General features: G+C 33.1%; 25 protein-coding genes. 6 read left to right on the plus strand and 19 right to left on the minus strand.

Going from position 1 to position 22,920, the window contains the following annotated elements; all coding sequences use genetic code 11:
• Window positions 1–71 precede the first annotated feature (71 nt).
• From RT99_RS08270 to rsfS, 7 genes are all read right to left on the minus strand, one after another.
• Complete coding sequence (locus RT99_RS08270) at window positions 72–854, minus strand: superoxide dismutase (RefSeq protein WP_042564261.1); 783 nt, start codon at window positions 852–854, stop codon at window positions 72–74.
• An 8-nt stretch (window positions 855–862) separates the two neighbouring features.
• Entirely contained in the window at window positions 863–1,132 is a 270-nt protein-coding gene (locus tag RT99_RS08275; RefSeq protein ID WP_042564262.1) for an acyl-CoA-binding protein, read from the minus strand.
• Complete coding sequence (locus tag RT99_RS08280; protein WP_042564263.1) at window positions 1,133–1,786, minus strand: phosphatidylserine decarboxylase family protein; 654 nt, start codon at window positions 1,784–1,786, stop codon at window positions 1,133–1,135.
• Window positions 1,776–2,663 carry a phosphatidate cytidylyltransferase gene (locus RT99_RS08285; RefSeq protein ID WP_042564264.1) on the minus strand — a complete coding sequence of 296 codons (888 nt, stop codon included), beginning with the start codon at window positions 2,661–2,663 and terminating at the stop codon, window positions 1,776–1,778. The genes RT99_RS08280 and RT99_RS08285 overlap by 11 nt, the downstream gene beginning before the upstream one ends.
• Before the next feature lies 1 nt (window position 2,664).
• Window positions 2,665–3,270, minus strand: a complete 606-nt coding sequence (locus RT99_RS08290; protein WP_042564265.1) for a lactate utilization protein B/C — start codon at window positions 3,268–3,270, stop codon at window positions 2,665–2,667.
• Between the two features lie 115 nt (window positions 3,271–3,385).
• Complete coding sequence (gene ftsH, locus RT99_RS08295; RefSeq protein WP_042564266.1) at window positions 3,386–5,311, minus strand: ATP-dependent zinc metalloprotease FtsH; 1,926 nt, start codon at window positions 5,309–5,311, stop codon at window positions 3,386–3,388.
• Window positions 5,312–5,326: 15 nt separating this feature from the next.
• Entirely contained in the window at window positions 5,327–5,698 is a 372-nt protein-coding gene (rsfS, locus tag RT99_RS08300) for a ribosome silencing factor (RefSeq protein WP_042564267.1), read from the minus strand.
• Between the two features lie 94 nt (window positions 5,699–5,792).
• On the opposite strand from rsfS, the gene RT99_RS08305 reads away from it, so the two are divergent.
• Window positions 5,793–6,521, plus strand: coding sequence for a biotin--[acetyl-CoA-carboxylase] ligase (locus RT99_RS08305; RefSeq protein WP_042564268.1), 729 nt, complete (start codon window positions 5,793–5,795; stop codon window positions 6,519–6,521).
• 160 nt (window positions 6,522–6,681) lie between these two features.
• Here RT99_RS08305 and RT99_RS08310 read toward each other — a convergent pair whose 3' ends face one another.
• Both RT99_RS08310 and pyrE read right to left on the minus strand, forming a co-directional pair.
• Entirely contained in the window at window positions 6,682–7,074 is a 393-nt protein-coding gene (locus tag RT99_RS08310; protein ID WP_042564269.1) for an orotate phosphoribosyltransferase, read from the minus strand.
• A 213-nt stretch (window positions 7,075–7,287) separates the two neighbouring features.
• Entirely contained in the window at window positions 7,288–7,938 is a 651-nt protein-coding gene (gene pyrE, locus RT99_RS08315) for an orotate phosphoribosyltransferase (protein WP_042564270.1), read from the minus strand.
• A gap of 7 nt (window positions 7,939–7,945) precedes the next feature.
• Between pyrE and RT99_RS08320 the strand changes: the two genes are divergently transcribed.
• Window positions 7,946–8,548 (plus strand): NUDIX hydrolase, encoded by a 603-nt coding sequence (locus tag RT99_RS08320; protein WP_042564271.1) that lies wholly within the window; start codon window positions 7,946–7,948, stop codon window positions 8,546–8,548.
• Window positions 8,549–8,962: 414 nt separating this feature from the next.
• On the opposite strand, the gene RT99_RS08325 is transcribed toward RT99_RS08320, so the two are convergent.
• From RT99_RS08325 to RT99_RS08345, 5 genes are all read right to left on the minus strand, one after another.
• Window positions 8,963–10,375 carry a P-loop NTPase fold protein gene (locus RT99_RS08325; protein WP_042564272.1) on the minus strand — a complete coding sequence of 471 codons (1,413 nt, stop codon included), beginning with the start codon at window positions 10,373–10,375 and terminating at the stop codon, window positions 8,963–8,965.
• A 375-nt stretch (window positions 10,376–10,750) separates the two neighbouring features.
• Window positions 10,751–11,353, minus strand: a complete 603-nt coding sequence (locus RT99_RS08330) for a hypothetical protein (protein ID WP_042564273.1) — start codon at window positions 11,351–11,353, stop codon at window positions 10,751–10,753.
• A gap of 33 nt (window positions 11,354–11,386) precedes the next feature.
• The gene (locus RT99_RS08335; RefSeq protein ID WP_042564274.1) at window positions 11,387–11,731 is read right to left on the minus strand and encodes a cyclic-phosphate processing receiver domain-containing protein; all 345 of its coding nucleotides are present in this window, start codon (window positions 11,729–11,731) and stop codon (window positions 11,387–11,389) included.
• A 22-nt stretch (window positions 11,732–11,753) separates the two neighbouring features.
• Window positions 11,754–12,491, minus strand: a complete 738-nt coding sequence (locus RT99_RS08340) for a DUF6882 domain-containing protein (RefSeq protein WP_042564275.1) — start codon at window positions 12,489–12,491, stop codon at window positions 11,754–11,756.
• A 232-nt stretch (window positions 12,492–12,723) separates the two neighbouring features.
• Complete coding sequence (locus RT99_RS08345) at window positions 12,724–14,451, minus strand: M14 family metallopeptidase (RefSeq protein WP_042564276.1); 1,728 nt, start codon at window positions 14,449–14,451, stop codon at window positions 12,724–12,726.
• Window positions 14,452–14,719: 268 nt separating this feature from the next.
• On the opposite strand from RT99_RS08345, the gene RT99_RS08350 reads away from it, so the two are divergent.
• Both RT99_RS08350 and RT99_RS08355 read left to right on the plus strand, forming a co-directional pair.
• Window positions 14,720–16,069 (plus strand): DEAD/DEAH box helicase, encoded by a 1,350-nt coding sequence (locus RT99_RS08350; RefSeq protein WP_042564277.1) that lies wholly within the window; start codon window positions 14,720–14,722, stop codon window positions 16,067–16,069.
• Window positions 16,070–16,291: 222 nt separating this feature from the next.
• Complete coding sequence (locus tag RT99_RS08355; protein ID WP_042564278.1) at window positions 16,292–16,738, plus strand: hypothetical protein; 447 nt, start codon at window positions 16,292–16,294, stop codon at window positions 16,736–16,738.
• A 158-nt stretch (window positions 16,739–16,896) separates the two neighbouring features.
• On the opposite strand, the gene RT99_RS08360 is transcribed toward RT99_RS08355, so the two are convergent.
• From RT99_RS08360 to RT99_RS08375, 4 genes are all read right to left on the minus strand, one after another.
• Window positions 16,897–17,475: an alkylphosphonate utilization protein gene (locus RT99_RS08360; protein WP_042564279.1), complete on the minus strand. Its 579-nt coding sequence runs from the start codon at window positions 17,473–17,475 to the stop codon at window positions 16,897–16,899.
• Window positions 17,476–17,743: 268 nt separating this feature from the next.
• Entirely contained in the window at window positions 17,744–18,202 is a 459-nt protein-coding gene (gene coaD / locus RT99_RS08365) for a pantetheine-phosphate adenylyltransferase (protein WP_042564280.1), read from the minus strand.
• A 96-nt stretch (window positions 18,203–18,298) separates the two neighbouring features.
• The gene (locus RT99_RS08370; protein WP_042564281.1) at window positions 18,299–18,991 is read right to left on the minus strand and encodes a DUF421 domain-containing protein; all 693 of its coding nucleotides are present in this window, start codon (window positions 18,989–18,991) and stop codon (window positions 18,299–18,301) included.
• Window positions 18,992–19,113: 122 nt separating this feature from the next.
• Complete coding sequence (locus RT99_RS08375) at window positions 19,114–20,085, minus strand: D-alanine--D-alanine ligase (RefSeq protein ID WP_042564282.1); 972 nt, start codon at window positions 20,083–20,085, stop codon at window positions 19,114–19,116.
• Between the two features lie 370 nt (window positions 20,086–20,455).
• Between RT99_RS08375 and RT99_RS08380 the strand changes: the two genes are divergently transcribed.
• Both RT99_RS08380 and RT99_RS08385 read left to right on the plus strand, forming a co-directional pair.
• On the plus strand, window positions 20,456–21,076 hold the full coding sequence (locus tag RT99_RS08380; RefSeq protein WP_042564283.1) for a PASTA domain-containing protein: 621 nt from the start codon (window positions 20,456–20,458) through the stop codon (window positions 21,074–21,076).
• The gene (locus RT99_RS08385; protein WP_042564284.1) at window positions 21,066–22,109 is read left to right on the plus strand and encodes an RluA family pseudouridine synthase; all 1,044 of its coding nucleotides are present in this window, start codon (window positions 21,066–21,068) and stop codon (window positions 22,107–22,109) included. The genes RT99_RS08380 and RT99_RS08385 overlap by 11 nt, the downstream gene beginning before the upstream one ends.
• A gap of 196 nt (window positions 22,110–22,305) precedes the next feature.
• Here RT99_RS08385 and RT99_RS08390 read toward each other — a convergent pair whose 3' ends face one another.
• Window positions 22,306–22,917: a hypothetical protein gene (locus RT99_RS08390; protein WP_042564285.1), complete on the minus strand. Its 612-nt coding sequence runs from the start codon at window positions 22,915–22,917 to the stop codon at window positions 22,306–22,308.
• Window positions 22,918–22,920: the final 3 nt, after the last annotated feature.

Genomic DNA, 22,920 nt, shown 5'->3' on the forward strand with positions numbered 1-22,920 from the left:
GGCGTGCGGAGTCGAGAACTTTTAATGCATAAAAAAAAGCTGATACTTAAATTTGTATCAGCTTTTTTCTTTTATACTTTTCGAACCTTTTTTAAGGCTTCTATGTAGTTTTCGTTTACTTTTTCCCAATTGATATGTTTGTAAAAAGCATCAATATAACTTCCTTTTCTATTTTGATAGTCAAGATAGTAAGCATGTTCCCATAAGTCAATCCCTAAAATTGGAGTTCCCGGAACCAAAGCATTTCGCATCAACGGATTGTCTTGATTTTCGGTAGTAGTTACCTGAAGTTTGCCTAGTTTATCAACTACCAGCCAAACCCAGCCAGAACCAAATTGTTTTGTAGCCTGACCTTTAAACTGATTAGTAAGATTATTAAAAGAACCAAATTCCTTATTAATAGATCCTGCTAAAGTATCTTGTGGCGTTTGTTCCTTAGGTGTTAAAAGATTAAAGTACATCGTGTGGTTGTAATACCCACCTGCATTTTGACGAAGCTTAGCATTATTAAGATCTAACTTTTTTAAAATATCCTCAATTGGCATATTTTCAAACTCCGTAGACACAATCTCTTTATTCAGATTATTTGTGTACGATACATAATGTTTCGAATAATGCGTTTCTAAAGTAAGAGAACGAATTTCGGGAGCCAGTGCATCGTAAGAAAAAGGTAATTTGAGCAGTCCAAAAGAACCAGGCTCTGCTTTTACTTCGTCTGGAGAACCAATTGTTATTTTTTCCTCCTTTGTTGGCAAAGGTACTTCAACAACTTCAGTTAGCTTATTATTGTCGTTACAAGAAAATAATATTAAAAATGAAGCCGAAATTGTCAAACAGGTGATGATTTTCTTCATGATAGAAATTATTTTGATGTTAGAGAATTAATTATTGCAATATAATTTTCTTTTGCTTCATCAATCGAAATATGACTAATTTGCATCCATGCATTTGTTTTGAACGCATCGCGCAAATCAAAATTTTCAGATTGATTATATACTGCGGTTCCAAAAGTTGCCTGTTTGTAATACGCATAAAGCCTTAGCTGCACATCTTGCGGCAGCGAGGCCTGAGTCATTTTTAAAGCAGTTTCTACAGCCTCTAAAAAGCGAGTATCTAAATCTTTTTGAGTCATTTATGCTTTTGTAGCGATAATAGTTTTGCCTCCAATTGCTTTTTGGTTCAACTCTACATTAATTTCTGTACCTAAAGGTAAAAATAAATCTACTCTAGAACCAAATTTAATAAATCCGGCATCAGTACCCTGAACAACCTGCATTCCTTCCTGAGCGTAGTTTACAATTCTACGCGCCAAAGCACCTGCAATTTGTCTGTATAATATTTGTCCAAAAGTTTCATTTTCAATTACAACCGTTGTTCTTTCATTTTCTTCGCTTGCTTTTGGATGCCATGCTACTAAAAATTTTCCCGGATGGTATTTGCTAAATTTAATAATACCGTCCATAGCATAACGCGTAACGTGCACATTTATAGGCGACATAAAGATAGAAACCTGTAAACGTTTGTCTTTAAAAAATTCTCCTTCGTAAACTTCTTCAATTACCACAACTTTCCCGTCTACCGGAGCAAGAATGTGATCGCTGTTTCTGATTGCGATTCTTTTAGGATTTCTAAAAAATTGCAAAATGATAATCAAAACTACAACGCCGGCAATTTGTACCAGCATTCTTAGCCAGGTAATATCAATGAATTTGTCAGCAATTAAAAGCACAGCAACTGCAAAAACAGTACCTAATAAAATGGATGGGCCTCCCTCTTTATGAAACATAATATAAAATTTGGTAAAATAAATATATAACTGGTGCTACAAATATAACACTATCTAATCGATCTAAAACACCTCCGTGTCCCGGCATTATCGAACCGCTGTCTTTTACGCCTGCAATTCTCTTAAATTTTGATTCAATCAAATCTCCTATAGTTCCAAAAACACTAACAATGAGGGCAATTATCATCCAAATTAAAATAGATTTATTGCTAAACTCAGGAGTAGGCTGAATATAAAATTTAGAAATTAAAAAACCTGCAAAAGCTGCAAAAACAACTCCTCCAAAGAAACCTTCAATGGTTTTTTTAGGAGAAATACGTTCGAATAATTTATGTTTTCCAATAGACTTACCAACCAAATAAGCAAAAGTGTCATTGGTCCAGATTAAGATAAATAAGCCAATTATGATTTTTGGATTATAAGCTGCAATTCCAAAAGAAATTTTGACTATAAAAAGAAATGGTAACATGATGTATCCAACTAAATAAATGTATTTTGATACTTTATTTATGACCTGAGTGTCATCAAACAGAAACACGATACATTTTATGGAAATAATTAATGTAATAATGAGTAATACAGTGAATAATTTATCTGTATTAACGGTAAGAAGGGTGCTTTCTTTTAAAATTTTACTGATGTAACCTTCAGTTTCAGTTCTATAAAAACTGATTAAAGATACAATGGAATAAAAAAGCGAAACAAATAGTATAGCAAAATACTTGTTGATTTTTACTAAATTACAAAATTCATAAGTTGCTATGATCAGAAATATACCAAAAAGAATGATAAAGCTCTCTGTAGAAAACAGAATTGAAGTTAAAAGTAAAGCGATATAAACAGCACCAGAAATGGTTCTCTTGAGTGTTTCATTCATCTTAAAGGTCCTCTAAAAGCAATAAATACAAATTTTTGGCAACACTTCCGTATTGTGTAAAATCTTCTTCTTTTGCTTTTTCGAAATATTTTATGGTGGTGATATTGGTAGGATAGTCTCTTTCGTATTTGCGTTTAATAGCGCTTAGTCCATCGCTTTTCATTGGCAGCATCTGGCTAGTTGTGGCTACAATTACAATGTTTGGAGGTAGTTCGTTTGGTTTATTTTGTTTGATTTGTTTTGATGAAAATAAAATTGATCCTTCGTCAGCAATTAAATTTTCGCAGGTTGCAAATAAAAATTTTGGATTTGAAGGAGAAAGATATGATAATTTATTTTCTTCTAATAAGCTAAATAAGGCAGGTTCATAACATAAAACTTCTTTTTCAAACCAATCATTTTCTTCAAGGATATTTTCAAACTGTTCAGCTACTTCCTGTTTGTTTTCACAATACAAAAATTTACCGCCATTTTTCTTGAAATTAAAAATGAATCTTTCATCTATAGACAAATGACTATCCTGAACTGGAGAGCCTGCATATTCACTTTCGTTTTCTTCATCAGAAGCGGCGTCGCTGGAACCAAATATTTTTTTGAAAAAATTCATTTTTATATGAAATACTTTACATGTTAATTGAAAACGTTCAAAGATAAAAAAATCTTAATTCAAAAGGCTATTTTGAATTAAGATTTTAATAAATAATGTATATTTCCTGAATAATTTACGAAACTACTTCTTCCAAGTTTTTGTCAAAAGTACGTTTTCCGAAAATCGTTTCTAAGTCATCTTTAAAGATAACTTCTTTTTCTATTAAGATGTCAGCCAATTGATTTAACTTGTCTTTGTTTTCCTGTAAAATTTGAATTGCTCTTTGGTATTGACCTTCAATTAATTCTGAAATTTCTTTGTCAATAACTTTCGCAGTTTCATCAGAATATGGTTTAGAAAAATTATATTCACTTTGTCCGCTTGAATCATAATAAGTAACATTTCCGATTTTATCATTCAAACCATAAATTGTTACCATTGCACGAGCCTGACGCGTTACTTTTTCTAAATCACTTAATGCTCCCGTAGAAATTCTGTCAAAAGTTACCTTTTCAGCAGCTCTTCCACCCATAGTAGCACACATTTCGTCCAACATTTGATCTGTTCTCACGATTTGTCTCTCTTCAGGTAAGTACCATGCAGCTCCTAAACTTTGTCCACGAGGTACAATAGTTACTTTAATAAGCGGTGCAGCATGCTCTAACATCCAGCTTACAGTTGCGTGACCAGCTTCATGAATTGCGATTGCTCTTTTCTCTTCTGGGGTAATAATTTTGTTTTTCTTTTCAAGACCTCCAATGATTCTGTCAACAGCATCTAGAAAATCTTGTCTATCTACTGCAGCTTTGTTGTTACGGGCAGCAATCAAGGCAGCTTCGTTACAAACATTTGCAATATCAGCACCAGAGAATCCCGGAGTTTGTTTCGCTAAGAAATCTAAATCAAGACCTTCAACTTTTTTGATAGGAGCTAAGTGCACTTTAAAGATTTCAGCTCTTTCGCGAATGTCCGGTAAGTCAACAAAAATTTGTCTGTCAAAACGACCGGCACGCATTAAAGCTTTATCAAGAACATCAGCTCTGTTTGTCGCAGCCAAAACAATTACGTTTGAGTTTGTACCAAAACCATCCATTTCTGTTAATAACTGGTTCAAAGTATTTTCTCTCTCGTCGTTTCCGCCAGACATATTACTTTTTCCTCTTGCTCTACCAACAGCATCAATCTCGTCGATGAAAATAATAGCAGGAGATTTTTCTTTAGCTTGTTTAAACAAATCACGAACACGTGAAGCACCAACACCTACGAACATTTCAACAAAATCAGAACCTGATAATGAGAAGAATGGAACCTGAGCTTCACCGGCAACCGCTTTTGCAAGTAAGGTTTTACCAGTTCCCGGAGGTCCTACAAGTAAGGCCCCTTTCGGAATTTTACCTCCAAGATTTGTATATTTTTCAGGGTTTTTAAGGAATTCTACAATCTCTTGTATTTCCTCTTTTGCACCTTCTAAACCAGCTACATCTTTAAATGTAGTTTTGATATCAGTTTTTTCGTCAAACAGTTTCGCTTTTGATTTTCCAATATTGAAAATTTGTCCGCCACCGCCACCAGCGCCGCCTGACATTTTACGCATAATGAAAATCCATACACCAATAATGATGATGATAGGAAGTAAGCTGATTAAAATATCGCTCCAGTTATTTTTTTGAAGGAAATTAAAATCTTTCAGTTTGCCTTCGCCAACCGCTTTTTCTAATTTAGTTTGAAAAATTTGGTCGTTACCAATTTCTAAAGTATAATGCGGACCTTTATTGGGTCTGTCAAAAATATCTTTAGCTACTTTTTTATTGGCAGCGTCTTTAAGAGCTGCAGCATTTAAGTATACTTCAGCTTCAGCTTTATTATAAACGATCACTTTTTCAATTTGTCCTTTTTCTAATAATACATTGAATTTAGAAGAAGTTAATTGAGCAGGTTCGCTTAAGTTAGATCCACCGGTTGCAAAACTTATAAATAAAAAAACTAGAAGTATTGCAGTATATATTAACCAGGGACTTATTTTAAATTTATTCGGATTTGGATTATTATCTTTAGCCATTAGAAGAAATTTTCTTTAGTATTTGTTTTCGATTGTAGTTATTTTGGCGTCACCCCAAAGGCTTTCGATATTGTAATATTCACGAATGTGTTTCTGGAAAACATGTACGACGATGTGCACATAATCCATAAGAACCCATTCCGCGTTATCGGTTCCTTCTACGTGCCACGGTTTATCTTTTAAGTCTTTTGATACTGTTTTTTGAATTGAATTCACAATGGCGTTAACCTGAGTGTTAGAGTTACCGTTGCAGATAACAAAATAGTCACAAACAGCCGTGTCTATCTCTCTTAAGTCAAGAATATCGATATCATTTCCCTTTACTTCTTCAATTCCTTTGATTATGTTCGCCAATAGAACATCATTATTAATAGTCTTTTTCGCCATGAATTATTTTATATGATTTTGTAAAGTTACCAATTTTTGTGATTAATTTTGAACCTTAACAAAATATTAAATTAAGTATAAATAAATTATTTTAATGAAACTAATCAAACTCGATGCCATAGATTCTACAAACGATTTCTTAAAAGCTTTAGCAAGTCAGGACGAGCTTGATAATTTTACCGTCGTAACGGCTGAAAATCAGACAAAAGGCAAGGGGCAGATGGGTTCGAAATGGCAGTCTGAATCAGGTAAAAACTTAATTATGAGTGCCTTGGTAAAGGATTTTCTATATAATAATGAACAGGTTTTTAATCTGAGCATTGTAGTTTCATTAGCCGTAATCGAAACTTTAAAATCTTTTGATATTCCTAATTTATGTATAAAATGGCCTAACGACATAATGTCATACAATAAAAAAATTGGTGGCATACTTATTGAAAATACCCTCAAAAGTGATGGCAGAATCGTGTCAGTAGTTGGATTAGGCTTAAATGTAAATCAAACCAACTTCACCGAATTGCCACATGCGTCTTCATTGGCAGTAATTACAGGAAACACATTTGATAAAGATATTCTTCCCGCTTTAATCATCGAGAAAATACAGGAGAAAATAGGATTATGGGAAACCAATTCAACCGATTTTTGGAAACAATATTTCAATACTTTATTTAAAAAAGGAATTCCAATGCCGTTTAAAAATGGAGCCGGGCAAAACTTCATGGGAATTATTCAGGGCGTTTCTTCCATCGGAAAAATTCAAATTTTATTAGAAGATGATTCTGTTTCAGAATTCGATATAAAGGAAGTTCAAATGCTTTATTGAGGAAGTTTTGCCACGAAGGGGCTAAGACGCAAAGTTTTTTAAAGAATTTCGAAAAGAAGCCAAGAAATTAAACTTTGTGTCTTAGCGCCTTTGTAGCATAAAAAAAAGCCCAATCTTTTAAGATCAGGCTTTCTAAAAATTTATAATTTACAATTCACAATTATAATTTGGTCATATTGTTTGCCAAAGTTTCAATGAATTTGCTAATTGGTCCTTTAATCATCATGGCCATCATTGGGTTAAATTCTCCTTCAAATTGCAATTGAACAGCGCTTGAAGCATCAGAAACACTTTCGATATTCGAAACCAAAGTAAACGGAAGTTTATCACTTGCAGCACCCAAAACAATTTTGTTTGGCGCTACTTTTTCCTTCATTTTTAGTTTTATTTCCGGCATACCTTTCAGTCCAAAAATAAAAGCATCTTCGCCAATTACTTCAAATTTAGCAATATTATCCGGCATTAATTTTTCGAAATTCTTTACATCAGTCAATAAATCAAATAAATCCTGAGCTGATTTCTGAACAGTAACCTTTGGACTTTCTAAGTTCATATTTTATTTTTTTATTTTTTGTTAAATCAAAAGTAAATCTAAAATCTACAATTTGAAATCTAAAATTATTTAACCGCAAAGAGCGCAAGGTTCTTTTTTGATTTTGATTGTAAATCTTTATGAATAAAAGTTCGCAAAGCTAAAATTAAAATAAATTCCAATTTTTTAAATTCCAAAATCTTGCATCTTGCTTCTCTTATCTAAAATCTAAAATTATTCCTCCTCCTGCATCCACGTCGATGGTTCTTCGCTCCATTCCTGTAAAGTCGACTGTTGATCTTCGGTAATGTATTGTTTTTGAACCGCTAAGTCTAATAAATTTTCGTAATTGCTCAACGTAAACAAATCGATATTTGCGTTTTTGAAGTTCTCTTCGGCAACACCAAAACCGTAGGTAAAAATTGCCGCCATACCTTTAATGTTAGCGCCTTCGTTGCGTAAGGCTTCTACAGCCATTAAACTGCTGTTTCCGGTACTAATTAAATCTTCAACGACAACCACGTTCTGGCCTTTTTGCAAAAATCCTTCAACCTGATTTTGTCTTCCGTGTTTTTTCGCTTCCGGGCGCACATATACGAACGGCAATCCAAGGCTTTCAGCAACAAGTATTCCAATTCCAATAGCTCCGGTGGCAACCCCGGCAATTACATCTGGTTTCCCAAATTGTTTCTCAATATTCTTCGCAAACTCGTCGCGAACGTAATTTCTTATAGCCGGAAATGAAAGAATTAACCTATTATCACAATAAATAGGAGATTTCCATCCAGAAGCCCATGTAAAAGGATTTTCTGGATTCAATTTAATTGCATTTATTTGCAAAAGTAATTCGGCTGTTTTTTCGGCAGTATCTTTATTAAAAATCATAGTACAAATGTATAAAGTTTTTGTGAACGACAAACCACTTTTTTTGACAAATGAAATCTCAAAAGAGACCGATTTTCAATTGTTCTTGTTAGAGAGTATTGATATTGAGCATCTTATAGTGAAAATGTTTCAAAATAAAATTCAAAAGGCTTATTTGTATTATCCTGACGAAAAGGAAATCATGAAGACCTTAAAAGCTAAAATTCCCGTAAATAAAGCCGGCGGAGGATTAGTTTACAACAAAAAAGGTGAAGTTTTATTCATTTTCAGAAACGGAAAATGGGATTTACCAAAAGGCGGAATTGAAAAAGGGGAAGAAATTGAAGACACCGCCATGCGTGAAGTCGAAGAAGAAACAGGCGTAGGTGAGCTCCGAATCACAAATAAACTCGAAAAAACCTATCATGTTTTCAAACGCAACGGAAAATACAAACTCAAAATCACACATTGGTTCGAAATGCAATCTGATTTTGAAGGAACTCCCGTTGGTCAGGAAAACGAAGGCATCGAAAAAGTAGCTTGGCTAAACCCGGAACAAATCAAAGATGCCCTAAAAAACTCTTACGAAAACATCAAATTACTTTTTGAAGAAGAAAATCAATTACAATAACAATTAAAATATCAAAAATCAATGTCAATTGCAATGTGAAAATTGACATTGAATTTTGAAATTTAATTTTGACATTGATGTGGGCATGCCACCAATTAAAAAAAGGCCTAATCAACTTTGCGTTCATTAGGCCTTTTCTTAATTGCTGTCGGGCTATCCGCGCTACTTCGGTAGCTTGCTTCTATCCCTCATGCGAAAGCTACACTTTAAGAATAATCTTTATTTCAAGTTTTTGACGAGCTCTCCCAAATGTTCATTTTGCTGATTGCTGTGCGAAGTCTCCCGACTTCGTACCCGCTCCAATAATCTACAAAGAGAACTACGATAGCGCGGATTTGCAATCCGTACCCGCAAAGTAAGGCATAAACTTTATTTATTTTTTATATTTTCTTTCGTTGCGGGCTTTCAGAAGTGTTAGTTTATTATCGATTCTGTTAAATCTATTCTATTTGTAAAATGGCTAATATCTAAATTTCCAGAATTTCTTGAGTTATCAATATTTTCAAAAACACTTAGAAATTCATCATCAGCAGATTTATTTATTATTGAATGAACTAGTAATTTATTTTTGTTTAATGTAGCATCACGCTCGAATATTTTATTTCTTCTATAATCTTGATGAATATAATTAGTGTAAAATAATACTAGATATGCTTCAAGCCACATTAGTAATCTTTGTGTATCTTCATTTATTTTATTTTTTATTATTTTATAAAATTCTTCTTGTAGTTCGGGAATCGATAAGGTTTTAGATTTAATTTTATTGTAATAATTCTCATTAATTACTTTAGTGTATATGAGAAAAAGAAAAATTTCTGGAACCAAATACATGTTATCGCCAAATGACCTCATTGCCAAACGAGAATGAGAAAATATTTTTTCTTGTTGGCGAAGTGTGATGGAGTTATTTGAAAATAAAATATTAGAAATTTCTAAAAAAGATCTTTTATCGGAGGCTAATTCTCTATATTGTTTTCTTGAGTTTTTTTCTAAAAAATCATCAAATCCAAAATACGAATATAAGTATTTATGAAAAACATTATTTTCTGGTTCTGGAATAGAATATTCGATGTCTATAAAGCGTCTTAAGTATTCGTTTGAATCAATCTTATCACTTCCATAAACGCCACAAATTGCGTTTCCAAGTTGTTCTTTATCAATGGATAGTACAAATATTATATCAGGAATAGAAAAGAAATGTTTTATTTGTTCTAAAATTGAAACTGCATAATTTGGTCTACATCGATCTAATTCATCAATGATAAATATTAATGGTTTTCCATCATTGTTATTAGCAATGAAATGCGATAAACCTGTTCTAAATTCTTTAATACCTTTCTTTTTGGCAGAATATTCATTGACATCATTTTCAAATAAATCAGAGGCACCTTTTGAGAGATCTACGATAGCATCTTTTATTTCCTTGGTATCAATATATCTATCGACAATAGATTGGGCAACAATCGGAACTAAATGTTTGGATAAGATTGATGCTTTTTTTAAAATACTTTTAAATTCAGGGTCTGCTGATTTTTTAGTTAATATTTTTAATTCACCCATAATTGCTACAAGTGGATTGTTTTCAAAATCATTTTCCCACGCATTGAAATAAACAGTTTTATATCCATTATTTATTAAGTCTTGCTTCCACATTTTTATAAATGTAGTTTTTCCAGTACCCCATTTATTATTTATGGCAAGAACAAAGCCTTCAGAATATGAATTAATAAGACCAGTTAAAACTTGTGAATATTTTTTTCGATCCAACTTACAATTTTCAAAAGGATTTTCAGGATCAATCGTTATTTCTGAATGTTTAATATTCATGTTTTAGTTGTTTAATTTTAAATAAAGATAAAGACTATTGGTAAGGTAATATTACGGAAATCCATAATCAATTAAATTTTATTAGACTTAAGCCTAAATTTTGACAAAGTTCTATATGTAAAGCTTCTAGGGCATAATGTTTACGAAAAGCATTCAAAATAAATAAAAAAACTTAGAGAACTTTTCGGTAAAAAAAACAGCTCTATAAAGTGTTCGTTTTAAAATTTGCTGATTGCTGTGCGAAGTCTCCCGACTTTGTAACCGCTCCAATAATCTACAAAGAGAATCAAAAAAAGAAAGGAATATAGAAATGGATACGAAGTCGGGAGACTTCGCACAGCGATTACTTAGACTTCTAAGTACTGACGAATTATATTATAGCTTATTCAAATCACTAATATTGATCCATCCTTTTGTTGTTTTTTTTCCGAAATAAGTACAAAATACTTTGTCGGTTTCTATTTTCTCAATACAAACAACATCTCCTTTTACTAAATATATTTTTGTTTTATTAGTGTTTGACTGATCTTTATAAAAGAAAGATTTTGGTTTATCGATATATCTAATTTGTTTCCAATTTGTTTTTTTATCTAAAGTGAATTCCTCAGGTTTATCGGCAAAATGCTGCACATTCCAGCAACCTCCATGTTCCTCGGGAAGTTTGATTTTTATGGTTTTATTGTTTATTATTTCAATGGTACCAGAAATAATATCGTCTTTCTTATCTTCCGGATAATACGTTTTAATCGAGAATTTCTTTCCCGATACTTTTCCTTCAATATAAAAAATACAGGAAAACTTAGGGTTTTGGGTTTGTTCATCCAAACCCGTATAACTTTCAAAATAACCAGTCAGAATATTCGAAGATGCCTCATACGAAAGTTTCATTCCTGAATCATATTCGCCCGAAATTAATTTTTGTGCAATTGCTAAATTTGCAAAAAGTAAAATCAAAGAAGTTAATACAAGTTTCTTCATAATCTGGTGATTTTTATGGTTTAAGTTTAAAGATTATTCGTTTAAACTTTTTAAATGTTTGATATAATTGTCCAATAAACTCTGAATTTGTTGTGCTGCAACCGGATTGGCCGAATGTACATTAAATTTTAAATGCTGTAAATCAATTCCAGATTCATAAACCAGCCATTTTGCGGCCGCATAGCCATCTTCGGCAATAATATCGTTTTCATCTAAACCTAAATCATTATCAAAACTAATTAATTCCGGAAGTCCATTTTCAATGATTACTTTTTTAAAATCATGAAAATTCCGTACTATTACAAAATCATCGTCTGTCAGGTTTTTGTAAACCATTTTGACATCTCTTATGTCGTCGAGAAAAAGTTTGTATGACATTTATATTGCAGGTTTTATTATTTTAATATCCATTTAATTTTGTCAAAAGATTATTCTCATTAAAGACAGCGGTTATTTTATTACCATTTTTTTCTGATGTCAATTCGTTTCTGTTTTCAGTTATTAAATAACCTTTAGCAACTAAATAATTAGCAAATGCTGTTTTATGGTTTACTATATCGAAAGATGATATAAATTCAGGGAAAACAGTCAAAATTCGGGCTAGTTCTTCACTTTCAGACTTATCAATCCTCTCAGAATCAATAGTCAAAACCATAGTTCCTTGTCCGTAATTAGCAAGATAATAACAACTTGAATTAAATAATTCAGAAGCAATCATGCCAATTAAATGCAAATCATTTTCAACAGCATCAAACTGGGGAATTTTTAATAAATCGATATTATTTTCTTCGCCATATTTTTTTAATGAAAGCGCTTTTTCCATTATAGCTTCAGAATAACCGCCAGCCTTATTTTCCCAAATCCAAAGCCAGGTTTCAGATGAATGCGAAAAAGAACCCAAAACGTTAATTGAAAAAGTCAGATCTCCAAAATATATTTCCTGTTTTTGCATGTCCACATTCCAGGAATTCTCTCCAATTACACTAAAAAGATTTCGTTGTTTATCTAATGCTATGGCGCCAAATTTTTCAAGGAAATCATTTTCATCTGTAAAAAGTTTTATGTTCTCAATTTCGTTATTGTCTTTAGAATCAACTTGTGTTTTTTTTGTATTGAATAAATTCTTGAATAATCCCATAATTAATTTAGTGTTTGATTGAGTTTTTTGTCTGACTTGGTTGTTATTAGGCTTTTATAAATATTTTGAATTAAAGGCAAATTAAGAATTTAATCTTTGTCAAAGTTCAAAACTTTGACAAAGATTTACGAAAAGCTAAACACAAAGCTTTGCGAACTTTGCCTTTGCCCAGCACAAACTAAGAAAAAAAATCTTAGCGCACTTTGCGGTAAAAAACACACCGTTTAAAAACCTACAAAACACGATAAACAGGATATTGCATATGCGCCTTTTCATAATGAACAGAATGCTTATAAATCCAGTCCAACTGTGCTTCGGAGTTTTTAGCAAATTCAGCATCAGTTTGTTTTTTAGATTCTAATTCAGTTTGTAGAGCTGGATTTTCTTTTAAAAGTTTCGCTGCCGTATCTTCAAAAATATATTCAGAATAATGTTCTTTTTGCTGTAAAATAGGATCGAAGAAATTCCAATTAAAAAAAGAATCAACACCTTCGGGTTCAAAAGCTTCCACTAAATATTTTACGCCTTTTTGATTTGTTGGAACTAGATAATCGCCTTTGGTAAAAGCCATTTTTACTGTTTTAGAAGTAACCTTTGTATTTCTATGAATATAATGTCCTTCGTAAGCATTTGTAGCTGTTTTAAAATCAGCAATTCTATAACTTTCAACCTCTATAATCGTATCGTTTTTAAGTTGTTTAAACGAGATATTATTGTTCTTCAAAAGGTCAATAATATTCCAATAACCTCTCGGAATGATATAAGCAGAAGGTATAACAACATCTTTTACCGATTTGAATTCTTTGATATACGGAACATCTTTTTTATACGGTTTGTTTCGGTCGTAATACAAACGATTTCCGGTTGTGGCATCGCTTTTTTTGTAGCCCGCTTCATATCCTAAAAACGAAAAAGTAGTTGCTTTTGTGCTGTCGAGTTCCCATTGCAAAGTGTATGACTTTTTGGGTTGATATTGTTCGAGATTTTTCACTCGAAGCTCTTTTATCTTTTGATAATTGGCATCGGTAAAATCCATTGTAGATTTCATGTATTCGTACGTCATTTTTACACGTTCGGCATATTTTTTCAGCATATGCGTTTCCACCACAAAACCAATCGTATTAAACAGCGAAGTATAACCCGTTGTATAACGCGGACTATCCACAAACTGACCGAAACCTTTGTCTGGTGTATCTTTAAAAGAATCTACATAAGGAGTTGTTTCGATTTTCTTTTGCTGTAAATCTTTTACCAAAGCCGGCATCATTTCATTATTCATAAAATCGCCCAAAACGGTTCCTAACTTATTGTGCTGTGTCATAATATAGGTTAGTTTATATTGATAATCAGAACCATTACTTACGTGATTATCGATAAAAACATCGGCATTTATTTTCTGGAAAATCTCGACAAAACTTTTTGTGTTTCGGGTATCAGATTTCATCAAATCACGATTCAAATCATAGTTTCTGGCATTTCCCCTAAAACCATAAATTTCAGGTCCGTCCTGATTGGCTCTTGTAGTTGAATTTCTGTTTAAAGCACCGCCAATATTATAAACAGGGATACAAACCAGAACCGTATTTTTTGGAGCTTTCATTTTTCCCGTTGCTAAATCTCTGTAAAATTGCATTGTTGCGTCGATTCCGTCAGGTTCTCCGGCGTGAATTCCGTTATTGATAAAAAGAACCGCTTTGTTTTTCTGGATTTTTTCAAAATCAAATTCTTTTTCAGGATTATAAACCACCATATGCAAAGGCTCGCCGGAATCGGTTAATCCCATTTCTTTCATTTGAATCGTTGGAAAATCATTAGCCAAAAGTTTGAAATAGGCTATAGTTTCGGGATAAGAAGCGGATTGATTTCCGTTTCCTTTCTCAAAAAAAGTCTCGTATTTTTTATTGTTTTGCGCGAAAGTTATTATGGTGAAAAGTGAAATGAGAAAGGTAAAAAGTTTCATGGTTTTGGGTTTAATAGAAAAGTCAAATATAAAGTTTTATTTGTTTCAGGTTGAAATAGGAGTAGAGTAACTGTGACATTTTTACCGCAAAGGCGCAAAGTTTTTTAATTAGCAAGTTTTATAAAAAACGCATCCCGAAGCCTCGGGACGCAAAGCTGTATGAATATAACTTTGCAAACTTTACGTAAATCTTTGCGCTATTTGCGGTAAAAAAAAACTTGAAACAAAGAAAACCTGAAACTTGAAACCTTTTAATTACTTTTGCAAAATGAATAAAAATCACCATTCCAATAATATACTTTCGAATTTAGGCATTGAAAGCCTGAACGAAATGCAAGAAGTTGCTCAGGACGCAATTTTGAACGATAATAATGTTTTACTGCTTTCACCAACAGGATCAGGAAAAACATTGGCTTTTTTGCTTCCGGTTTTAGAATTATTACAGCCCGAAATTCTTTCGGTTCAGTGTTTAATTTTAGTGCCTTCACGCGAATTAGGTTTGCAAATCGAGCAGGTTTGGAAAAAAATGGGAACGCAATACAAAGTAAATATCTGCTACGGCGGACATTCAATTGATACAGAAATCAAAAATTTAAGCAATCCACCTGCGGTTTTAATTGGAACTCCAGGCAGAATTGCAGATCATATTGACAGAGATACTTTTAGAACAGATAAAATTCAGACTTTAATTTTAGATGAATTTGATAAATCATTGCAATTGGGTTTTCATGAGCAAATGTCTTATATTATTGGTAAATTAACAAAACTGAACAAACGTGTTTTGGTTTCGGCAACTTCAGATATTGAGATTCCGAGATATACGAGAGTTATAAATCCAACAGTTTTAGATTTTATTCCTGAGGAAGAAGAAAAAGCGAATCTTTCGATGAAAATGGTGGTTTCGCCAGCCAAAGATAAATTAGGAAGTTTATTCAATTTACTTTGTTCGCTGAAATCAGAATCGGCTATTATATTTTGCAACCATCGCGACGCCGCAGAACGTATTAGTGATACCTTAAACGAAAAAGGAATTTATTCTACTTATTATCACGGCGGAATGGATCAGGAAGAACGGGAACGTGCTTTGATTCAGTTTAGAAATGGAAGTATGAGTTACTTAATTACAACAGATTTAGCGGCACGTGGACTGGATATTCCGGAAATGAAACACGTAATTCATTATCATTTGCCTTTAAAAGAAGATGAATTTACACATCGTAACGGCCGTACAGCACGTATGCAGGCTTCTGGAACGGCGTATATCATTATTCACGAAAGTGAAAAACAATTAGACTATATTGATTACGGAATGGATGTTTTGAATGTAGAAAATGCAACTACTTTACCAAAACCACCAGAATATCAAACTATATATATTAGTGGAGGAAAGAAAACAAAACTGAATAAAATTGATATTGTTGGTTTCTTTTCTCAAAAAGGAAAACTGGAAAAAGGCGATTTGGGTTTGATCGAAGTCAAAGATTTTATTTCGTTTGCAGCTGTAAAATACAATAAAGTAAAAGACTTGCTTAAAAACGTAAAAGACGAGAAAATGAAAGGAAAAAAGTTCAAAATTGAAGTTGCCCGCAAAGTCGTGAAGAAAGAAGAAGAGCGTTAAATTTTAAAAACAATCAGATTTTTTAATTAAAGGCACACGCTTTAGAGTTGAAATTTTGCGTATAATTTATTGATAATTAAAAAGTTGCAATATTTTTGTCTTAGGTTGAAATAAATTTAAACAAAAATCACAATTTAATGTTAATAAAAGAGTGTTTTTAGAAGTAATTTTTCATAATTTCGGCGTTTATTATAGTAGTACAAATTAACCCCAAATTCCGTTATGAAAAAGATTATTACCCTTGCCACTTTGTTCTTTAGTGTTGTTTCGTTTGCACAGATTAAGGTTCTTGAGACTGTTCCTGTTGAAAAATTAGGAAAAGTAAATAACAACTATATTCAAAAAATTGGAGATGAATATACTGTTTATTACACAAGTATTCAAAACGATGACGATTCTTCACCAATGAGAAAGTTTTCATTTAAAAATGTAAACAACGATTACAATAGCCTTTATAGTATTATCATGGGAGGCTTTACTGCAAGCCCTTTGTATGATATTAAATTAGAATTACCTAATAACTATATCTGGTTGCACTACACAGGAAGTGTTCTTCCTGAGAAAGCTACAGTTCAGTTTATGGTTTCAAGCAAAGAAGCTACTTCTGCAACAAGCAGTGTTTCTGAGCCATTCGTAAAAGATCAGATCAATAAATTATTCCAAAAATAATTTACTTCAAGTATAAAACTAAAAAAGGCTATTCAGATTTTGAATAGCCTTTTTTGTTTAGTTTCAGGTTTTTTAGTTTCAGGTTCTAAACCTTAGAATCTTAGAAACAAAAAACTTTGTTCCTTTGCAACTCTGAGCCTTTGAACCTCAAAAAAAAACTATATCTTCTTCACGTATTGCGTGATAATCACAATTTGTTGTCCGTCTACTTTTCCTTCAATGTATTCTGCATTTTCGTGATCCAGACGAATGTTACGTACAGCAGTTCCTTGTTTGGCCACCATACTTGATCCTTTTACTTTAAGATCTTTAATTAAAACGACAGAATCTCCGTGTTCTAAAATTACACCATTACTATCGCGATGAACAAGTTTGTTTTCATCATCTTCGCCTTCTCCGGTTGCTTGTGCCCATGCAAGAGTATCTTCGTCTAAATACATCATGTCCAGTAATTCCTGTGGCCATCCTGCAGCGCGCATACGGCTTAACATTCTCCAGGCAACAACCTGTACAGCAACGTTTTCATTCCACATGCTGTCGTTAAGACATCTCCAGTGATTTAAATCTACATTATCAGGATTTTCAATTTGGTCAATACAAGTAGTACACGCAAGGATACTTTCATCAAGACCGCCTTTTTGAGTTGGTAATACCTGATATACTTTTAGGTTTTCTTCTGCTCCACAAAGTTCACATTTAGATCCGCTGCGTTTGTTTAATTCTCTTTCGATGCTCATTATTTCTGTTTGTTTAAAAATGCGAAATTACTTATAATTGCTTTCGCTTGCAAGTTTATGTTTTGGAGTTGGATTAAAAAAAAATGCTTTCGCTCATGACGGATTAAAATCCGTCGCTACAAAATAAATCGTTCCTCCGGAACTTATTGAATAGAGAGCCCGAGGCTCGGAACATTTTGTAGCGACGGAATTTATTCTGTTGGATAATAAGTCAAATCGTATTTGAGTTCCGTAGGAACGGATCGTATAATTTATGCGTTTAGATTGGCTATTTCTTCACCCTAACCGCATCCGGAACCAGCATTTCATACTGACCACCATTTCGCAATACATCACGCACAATACTTGAACTGATGTAAGAGGTACTTGCTGCAGTTAATAAAAAGACAGTTTCTATTTTAGACAGCTTTCTGTTGGTGTGTGCAATGGCTTTTTCGAATTCGAAATCGGCTGGATTGCGTAAACCTCTTAATATGAAATTTGCTTTTAGTTTTTTGGCTAAATCTATCGTTAAACCTTCATAAGTAATAACAGATATTTTTGGTTCATTTTTGAAAGTTTCTTCTATAAAACGTTTTCTTTCTTCAAGTGAAAACATGTATTTTTTTTCGGCATTGACACCAATTGCGATTACGATTTCATCAAAAAGGGAAATTCCTCGTTTGATAATATCTTCGTGACCAAGTGTAATGGGATCAAATGATCCAGGGAATATGGCTTTTCTCATTTTTTTAAGGTTCAAAGTTGCAAAGGCTCAAAGATGATTAATAAAATTAAAATGTTTTGAAGCTTTGTTGTTAGAATTTGAATTTTGGAATTTATTCTAAGTTATTCTGAGTGTTTTTATCGCAGGAACCCATTCCTCTTTTTTACAGACTTTGCATCTGGCAGTTCCGGGTTTTTGTTCTTCGGTGTGACCGCAAAAAGTACAGGCATGAATACCATCGGTTGTAATAATTTTGCTTTTTTGATTGAATGCAGCTGGCAAAATTGGCAAACCAAATTGTACATCTTTATCTTCATAAAAAAACACACTTACTTCTCCGCTGGTTTCTATAAAAGCATGTTTTACCTGGCCTAAATGTTCGATGGATCGTATACGAAGTTCTGAGAAAAATTCATCCTGTGCCAAAGTTTCTTTTTTGAAACTCGATATAGAAAATTTTCCATCCTGGATTAAACATTCGGTTTTGCCTTCTATAAATTCTTCGAATTTTTTGCTTTTTCCTGTAAGCCAGGTTACGGCGCGGTATAAAATAATGATTGTCAAGAAAACAATTGCTGCGGGTACAATTCCTACATCTTCATAAAACATTGGGTCGCCGGCTGCTGATCCAAGTGCAATAATAATTACAGTTTCGAAAATTGATAATTGTTTTACACCTCTTTTACCTGCCAATTTTAGCGTAAGCAGTAAAATAGTAAACATTACAGTTGAACGAAATATTACTTCCAGAATAAAAATTTCGGGAAGCTCGTTAAAAAAAAGTCTATTCCATTCAAAGATTTCTTTCATTTTTTTAAGATGCTAAGGTTCTGAGATTCTAAGTTACTAAGTTTTTTGTGTAGAAAGCAAAGTTTTAAAAAACAAAGGTGCTAAAATCTTAGAATCTTAGCACCTTAGTATCTTAGCATCTTTTAAGCAAGCGCTAACTCAATTGCATTGGTGAACAAATCTTCAAGAGAAATTCCGGCTGCTTTGGCTTGTTGCGGAATCAAACTTTCGGTTGTTAAACCCGGAATTGTGTTCATTTCAAGCATATATGGTTCGTTGTCTACAATAATGAATTCGCTTCTTGAGAAACCTTTCATTTTTAAAACTTCGTAAGCACGTTTGGCAGTTTCACCCACTTTTTGTGTTAGTTCGTCTGAAATTCTTGCTGGAGTGATTTCTTGTGATTTTCCTTCATATTTTGCTTCGTAGTCAAAGAAATCATTGTCTGAAACGATTTCTGTGATTGGTAAAACTTTAATTTCTCCTTTGTAATTAATTACGCCTACAGAAACTTCTGTTCCGTCAAGGAAACTTTCTATGATGATTTCGTTGTCTTCTTTATAAGCCACTTCAATTGCGATTGGCAATTCGGCAGCAGTTTTTACTTTTGATATTCCGAAACTTGAACCGGCTTTATTTGGTTTTACGAAACATGGTAAACCTACTTTTTTAACGATTTCGTCAGTATTGATAACGTCACCTTTATTTAGGTAATAAGAAATTGCCGTTTTGATTCCGTATGGTTTTAAAACCGATAGTAAATCACGTTTGTTGAATGTAAGCGCCGATTGGTAATAATCGCATGATGATTGCGGAATCCCTAATAATTCAAAATACGCCTGCATTAATCCGTCTTCGCCCGGAGTTCCGTGTATGGCATTGAAAACACAGTCAAAAGTGATTTTTTTTCCGTCTACTGTAACAGAGAAATCATTTCTGTCGATTGGAAATTCAGCGTCCTTTTCGTCTACATAAACCCATTTTTCCTTGAAAATATGAATACGGAATCCGTTGTATTTTGTTTTGTCAAGATATTGGTGTACTACGTTTCCTGAGATAAGTGAGATTTTATATTCGCTTGAATATCCGCCCATTATGATGGCTATGTTTTTCATTGATTTGATGTTTAATCGTTTATTTGTTTAACTGTGTATTTGTTTTTTTGCCACGAATTGCACTAATTTTCTCGAATTTGTTTTGTTCGTTTCTCTTAAAAAGAAAACGTCTTATGAAACCTAAAGCCCTAGCCCTGATGGGAGCGGCATCCTTTTTCTGGCTTCTTTAGCCAGGAAAAGATACAGCGGACAGCAGGAAACAGCTCCTAACTCTTCGACTCCGCTCAGAGTGACATATGAAATTCCAAATTCCAATTTTTTTAATATTGGTAATATAGTATTACTAGTATTATTAATATTACTTAAAACAAAATTATCATTTTTTTTGAAACGAAATAGCTTTATCTTTGCGACAACTAAAAATAAATTTATGAGTTTACGTAAGTATTTAACTAGCCGTGTGTTTTTTTTACAAGTATTGGGTGCGGCTGCTATTATTGCCGTTTTAGGTTATTTGTTTATGCATTGGCTGACTTTTACAACTGATCACGGACATGAAATTACGGTTCCGAATTTGTCTAAATTGACGGAGGAGCAAGTAGAATCAAAATTGGATGAATTAGACCTTGATTATGTGCTTTTGGATAGTGTTGATTACCGAAGCGGATTTCCTAAATACAGTGTTGTTGAGCAAGATCCGTTGCCGGGAACGAAAGTAAAAGTAGGTCGAAAAATATATATTAAAATCAATGCTTCCGGTTTTTCTTCTGTTAGAATTCCGGATTTAATAGAAAAAACGTATCGTGAAGCTGTTCCTACTTTGAAAGCTTTAGGGCTTGAAGAGGGAACGATTACTTATATTCCGAACTTAGGAAAAGATATGGTTTTGGAGATGCGTTATAAAGGAAGAAACTTAAAAGTTGGAGATCGTGTATTGAAAGCTTCTAAAATTGATTTGGTTTTAGGAGACGGAAAAGCGACTTATGTAGATGAAAGTCAGGCGACAGATAGTACAGCAGTGCCTGCAGAAACCCCACAAGATGAACAATAATATTGAAAATTTAGATCTGGAAGACGAATTATTCGAACATTTTAGATTTGAGGTACCTAAAGGTCAGGCGCTTTTGCGTATTGACAAATATTTAATGAATTTGATTCAGAATGCGACCCGAAATAAAATTCAGAACGCCGCAACTGAAGGAAACATTTTTGTAAATGATATTCCGGTAAAATCAAATTATAAGGTTAAACCTTTTGATGTCGTGACAGTTATGTTATCGCATCCGCCGTTTGAAAACCATATTCTGCCGGAAGATCTTCCGTTGAATATTGTGTATGAAGACGACGCACTTTTACTGATTAATAAAGAACCGGGAATGGTTGTGCATCCGGGTCACGGAAATTATACGGGAACTTTGGTTAATGCTTTGGCACATCATTTTGATAATTTGCCAATGAACAGCAGCGAACGCCCGGGATTGGTTCATAGAATTGATAAGGACACATCTGGACTTTTGGTTGTTGCCAAAACGGAAGCCGCAATGACGCATTTAGCAAAGCAGTTTGAAGCTAAAACGTCTGAACGTGAATATATTGCCCTTGTTTGGGGAAATGTTGCCGAAGAAGAAGGAACGATTGAAGGGAATCTTGCCAGACATTTAAAAGATCGCATGCAGATGGCGGTTTTTGCTGATCCTGAAATAGGAAAACCTGCAATTACGCATTATAAGGTTCTAGAACGCTTTGGTTATGTAACTTTGATTTCTTGCAGGTTAGAAACAGGAAGAACGCACCAGATTCGTGCGCACATGAAACACATTGGGCATCCGTTGTTTAACGACGAGCGTTACGGAGGACATTTGATTTTGAAAGGAACAACATTTACAAAATACAAACAATTTATTGAGAATTGTTTTAAAGCATTGCCTCGTCAGGCTTTGCATGCTAAAACACTTGGTTTTGTGCATCCTACAACAGGCGAAATGATGCGTTTTGATACTGAATTACCTCAGGATTTTCAGGATTGTATTGAGAAATGGCGTAATTACGGGAAATCGCATAATATTGAAGATGAAGAGAATTAATTAGATAATTTGTCGATTAGAAAATTAGATAATTTGTTATATACTAAAAAAGCTCCTTGTGGAGCTTTTTTTTTGAAATTATTTTTTACCATTAAGATATTAAGTTAGTTAAGTTTAAAAGGCTTCATTTTCTTACTCTTAAAAGAGAAAATTAAGTGCAGCATGCTTAATCACCTTAATATCTTAATGGTAAAAATCATAAAGTTTTAATCGTTAAATCAATTATTTTGGCTTCTCCGTTTGTTATAAATCCCAGCTTTCCTTTTTGGCTCAAATTGCTTTTTTCGAGAGAACATTCTAATATAGTTTCGTTATCAACGGAATAGAATAATTGATCATTTATAACTCTTATTTTTGCAGCGTACCATTTGTTGTTTTCTAATTTTAATGGTTTTTTGAATAAAGTTGGTCCGCCTCGTTTATTATATTCATCGCTTCCTTTTTTGTAAGTACCTTTTCCAATTACTATATTTTGCTCAATTTGATAAAGATAAGTTCTGATGTAGTTTTCTTTATCGATGTTTAGCATGACTTCAAATAAAGATTCTTTCGTCATGTTTACTTTAAAATTGATTTCATAGTTTTCAGAAAGTTGTTTTTTAGATTCTATAACGCCCCAATGCATTGGTCCTCCGGATCCTGTTAAAGTATCGCTTGCAAGAATCCATTCTTTGGAATTAAAATTCCATTCTGATTTAAGTTTTGAGGTGTTTGTTATTTTATATTGTTTTTCTGTGGTTGAAATTGTGCTTGCGCATGAAGAAATTAATAATGTTATTGTTATTAATAAGAGGTGTTTGAAATTCATTTA

It is taken from the genome of Flavobacterium sp. MEB061, assembly GCF_000834715.1.
Classification (GTDB): Bacteria; Bacteroidota; Bacteroidia; order Flavobacteriales; family Flavobacteriaceae; genus Flavobacterium; species Flavobacterium pectinovorum.

Bases quoted from the DNA above. Each gene is read 5' to 3' on its own strand.
- RT99_RS08270 (WP_042564261.1), bottom strand. From the start codon at position 854: ATGAAGAAAATCATCACCTGTTTGACAATTTCGGCTTCATTTTTAATA.
- RT99_RS08275 (WP_042564262.1), bottom strand. From the start codon at position 1,132: ATGACTCAAAAAGATTTAGATACTCGCTTTTTAGAGGCTGTAGAAACT.
- RT99_RS08280 (WP_042564263.1), bottom strand. From the start codon at position 1,786: ATGTTTCATAAAGAGGGAGGCCCATCCATTTTATTAGGTACTGTTTTT.
- RT99_RS08285 (WP_042564264.1), bottom strand. From the start codon at position 2,663: ATGAATGAAACACTCAAGAGAACCATTTCTGGTGCTGTTTATATCGCT.
- RT99_RS08290 (WP_042564265.1), bottom strand. From the start codon at position 3,270: ATGAATTTTTTCAAAAAAATATTTGGTTCCAGCGACGCCGCTTCTGAT.
- ftsH (WP_042564266.1), bottom strand. From the start codon at position 5,311: ATGGCTAAAGATAATAATCCAAATCCGAATAAATTTAAAATAAGTCCC.
- rsfS (WP_042564267.1), bottom strand. From the start codon at position 5,698: ATGGCGAAAAAGACTATTAATAATGATGTTCTATTGGCGAACATAATC.
- RT99_RS08305 (WP_042564268.1), top strand. From the start codon at position 5,793: ATGAAACTAATCAAACTCGATGCCATAGATTCTACAAACGATTTCTTA.
- RT99_RS08310 (WP_042564269.1), bottom strand. From the start codon at position 7,074: ATGAACTTAGAAAGTCCAAAGGTTACTGTTCAGAAATCAGCTCAGGAT.
- pyrE (WP_042564270.1), bottom strand. From the start codon at position 7,938: ATGATTTTTAATAAAGATACTGCCGAAAAAACAGCCGAATTACTTTTG.
- RT99_RS08320 (WP_042564271.1), top strand. From the start codon at position 7,946: ATGTATAAAGTTTTTGTGAACGACAAACCACTTTTTTTGACAAATGAA.
- RT99_RS08325 (WP_042564272.1), bottom strand. From the start codon at position 10,375: ATGAATATTAAACATTCAGAAATAACGATTGATCCTGAAAATCCTTTT.
- RT99_RS08330 (WP_042564273.1), bottom strand. From the start codon at position 11,353: ATGAAGAAACTTGTATTAACTTCTTTGATTTTACTTTTTGCAAATTTA.
- RT99_RS08335 (WP_042564274.1), bottom strand. From the start codon at position 11,731: ATGTCATACAAACTTTTTCTCGACGACATAAGAGATGTCAAAATGGTT.
- RT99_RS08340 (WP_042564275.1), bottom strand. From the start codon at position 12,491: ATGGGATTATTCAAGAATTTATTCAATACAAAAAAAACACAAGTTGAT.
- RT99_RS08345 (WP_042564276.1), bottom strand. From the start codon at position 14,451: ATGAAACTTTTTACCTTTCTCATTTCACTTTTCACCATAATAACTTTC.
- RT99_RS08350 (WP_042564277.1), top strand. From the start codon at position 14,720: ATGAATAAAAATCACCATTCCAATAATATACTTTCGAATTTAGGCATT.
- RT99_RS08355 (WP_042564278.1), top strand. From the start codon at position 16,292: ATGAAAAAGATTATTACCCTTGCCACTTTGTTCTTTAGTGTTGTTTCG.
- RT99_RS08360 (WP_042564279.1), bottom strand. From the start codon at position 17,475: ATGAGCATCGAAAGAGAATTAAACAAACGCAGCGGATCTAAATGTGAA.
- coaD (WP_042564280.1), bottom strand. From the start codon at position 18,202: ATGAGAAAAGCCATATTCCCTGGATCATTTGATCCCATTACACTTGGT.
- RT99_RS08370 (WP_042564281.1), bottom strand. From the start codon at position 18,991: ATGAAAGAAATCTTTGAATGGAATAGACTTTTTTTTAACGAGCTTCCC.
- RT99_RS08375 (WP_042564282.1), bottom strand. From the start codon at position 20,085: ATGAAAAACATAGCCATCATAATGGGCGGATATTCAAGCGAATATAAA.
- RT99_RS08380 (WP_042564283.1), top strand. From the start codon at position 20,456: ATGAGTTTACGTAAGTATTTAACTAGCCGTGTGTTTTTTTTACAAGTA.
- RT99_RS08385 (WP_042564284.1), top strand. From the start codon at position 21,066: ATGAACAATAATATTGAAAATTTAGATCTGGAAGACGAATTATTCGAA.
- RT99_RS08390 (WP_042564285.1), bottom strand. From the start codon at position 22,917: ATGAATTTCAAACACCTCTTATTAATAACAATAACATTATTAATTTCT.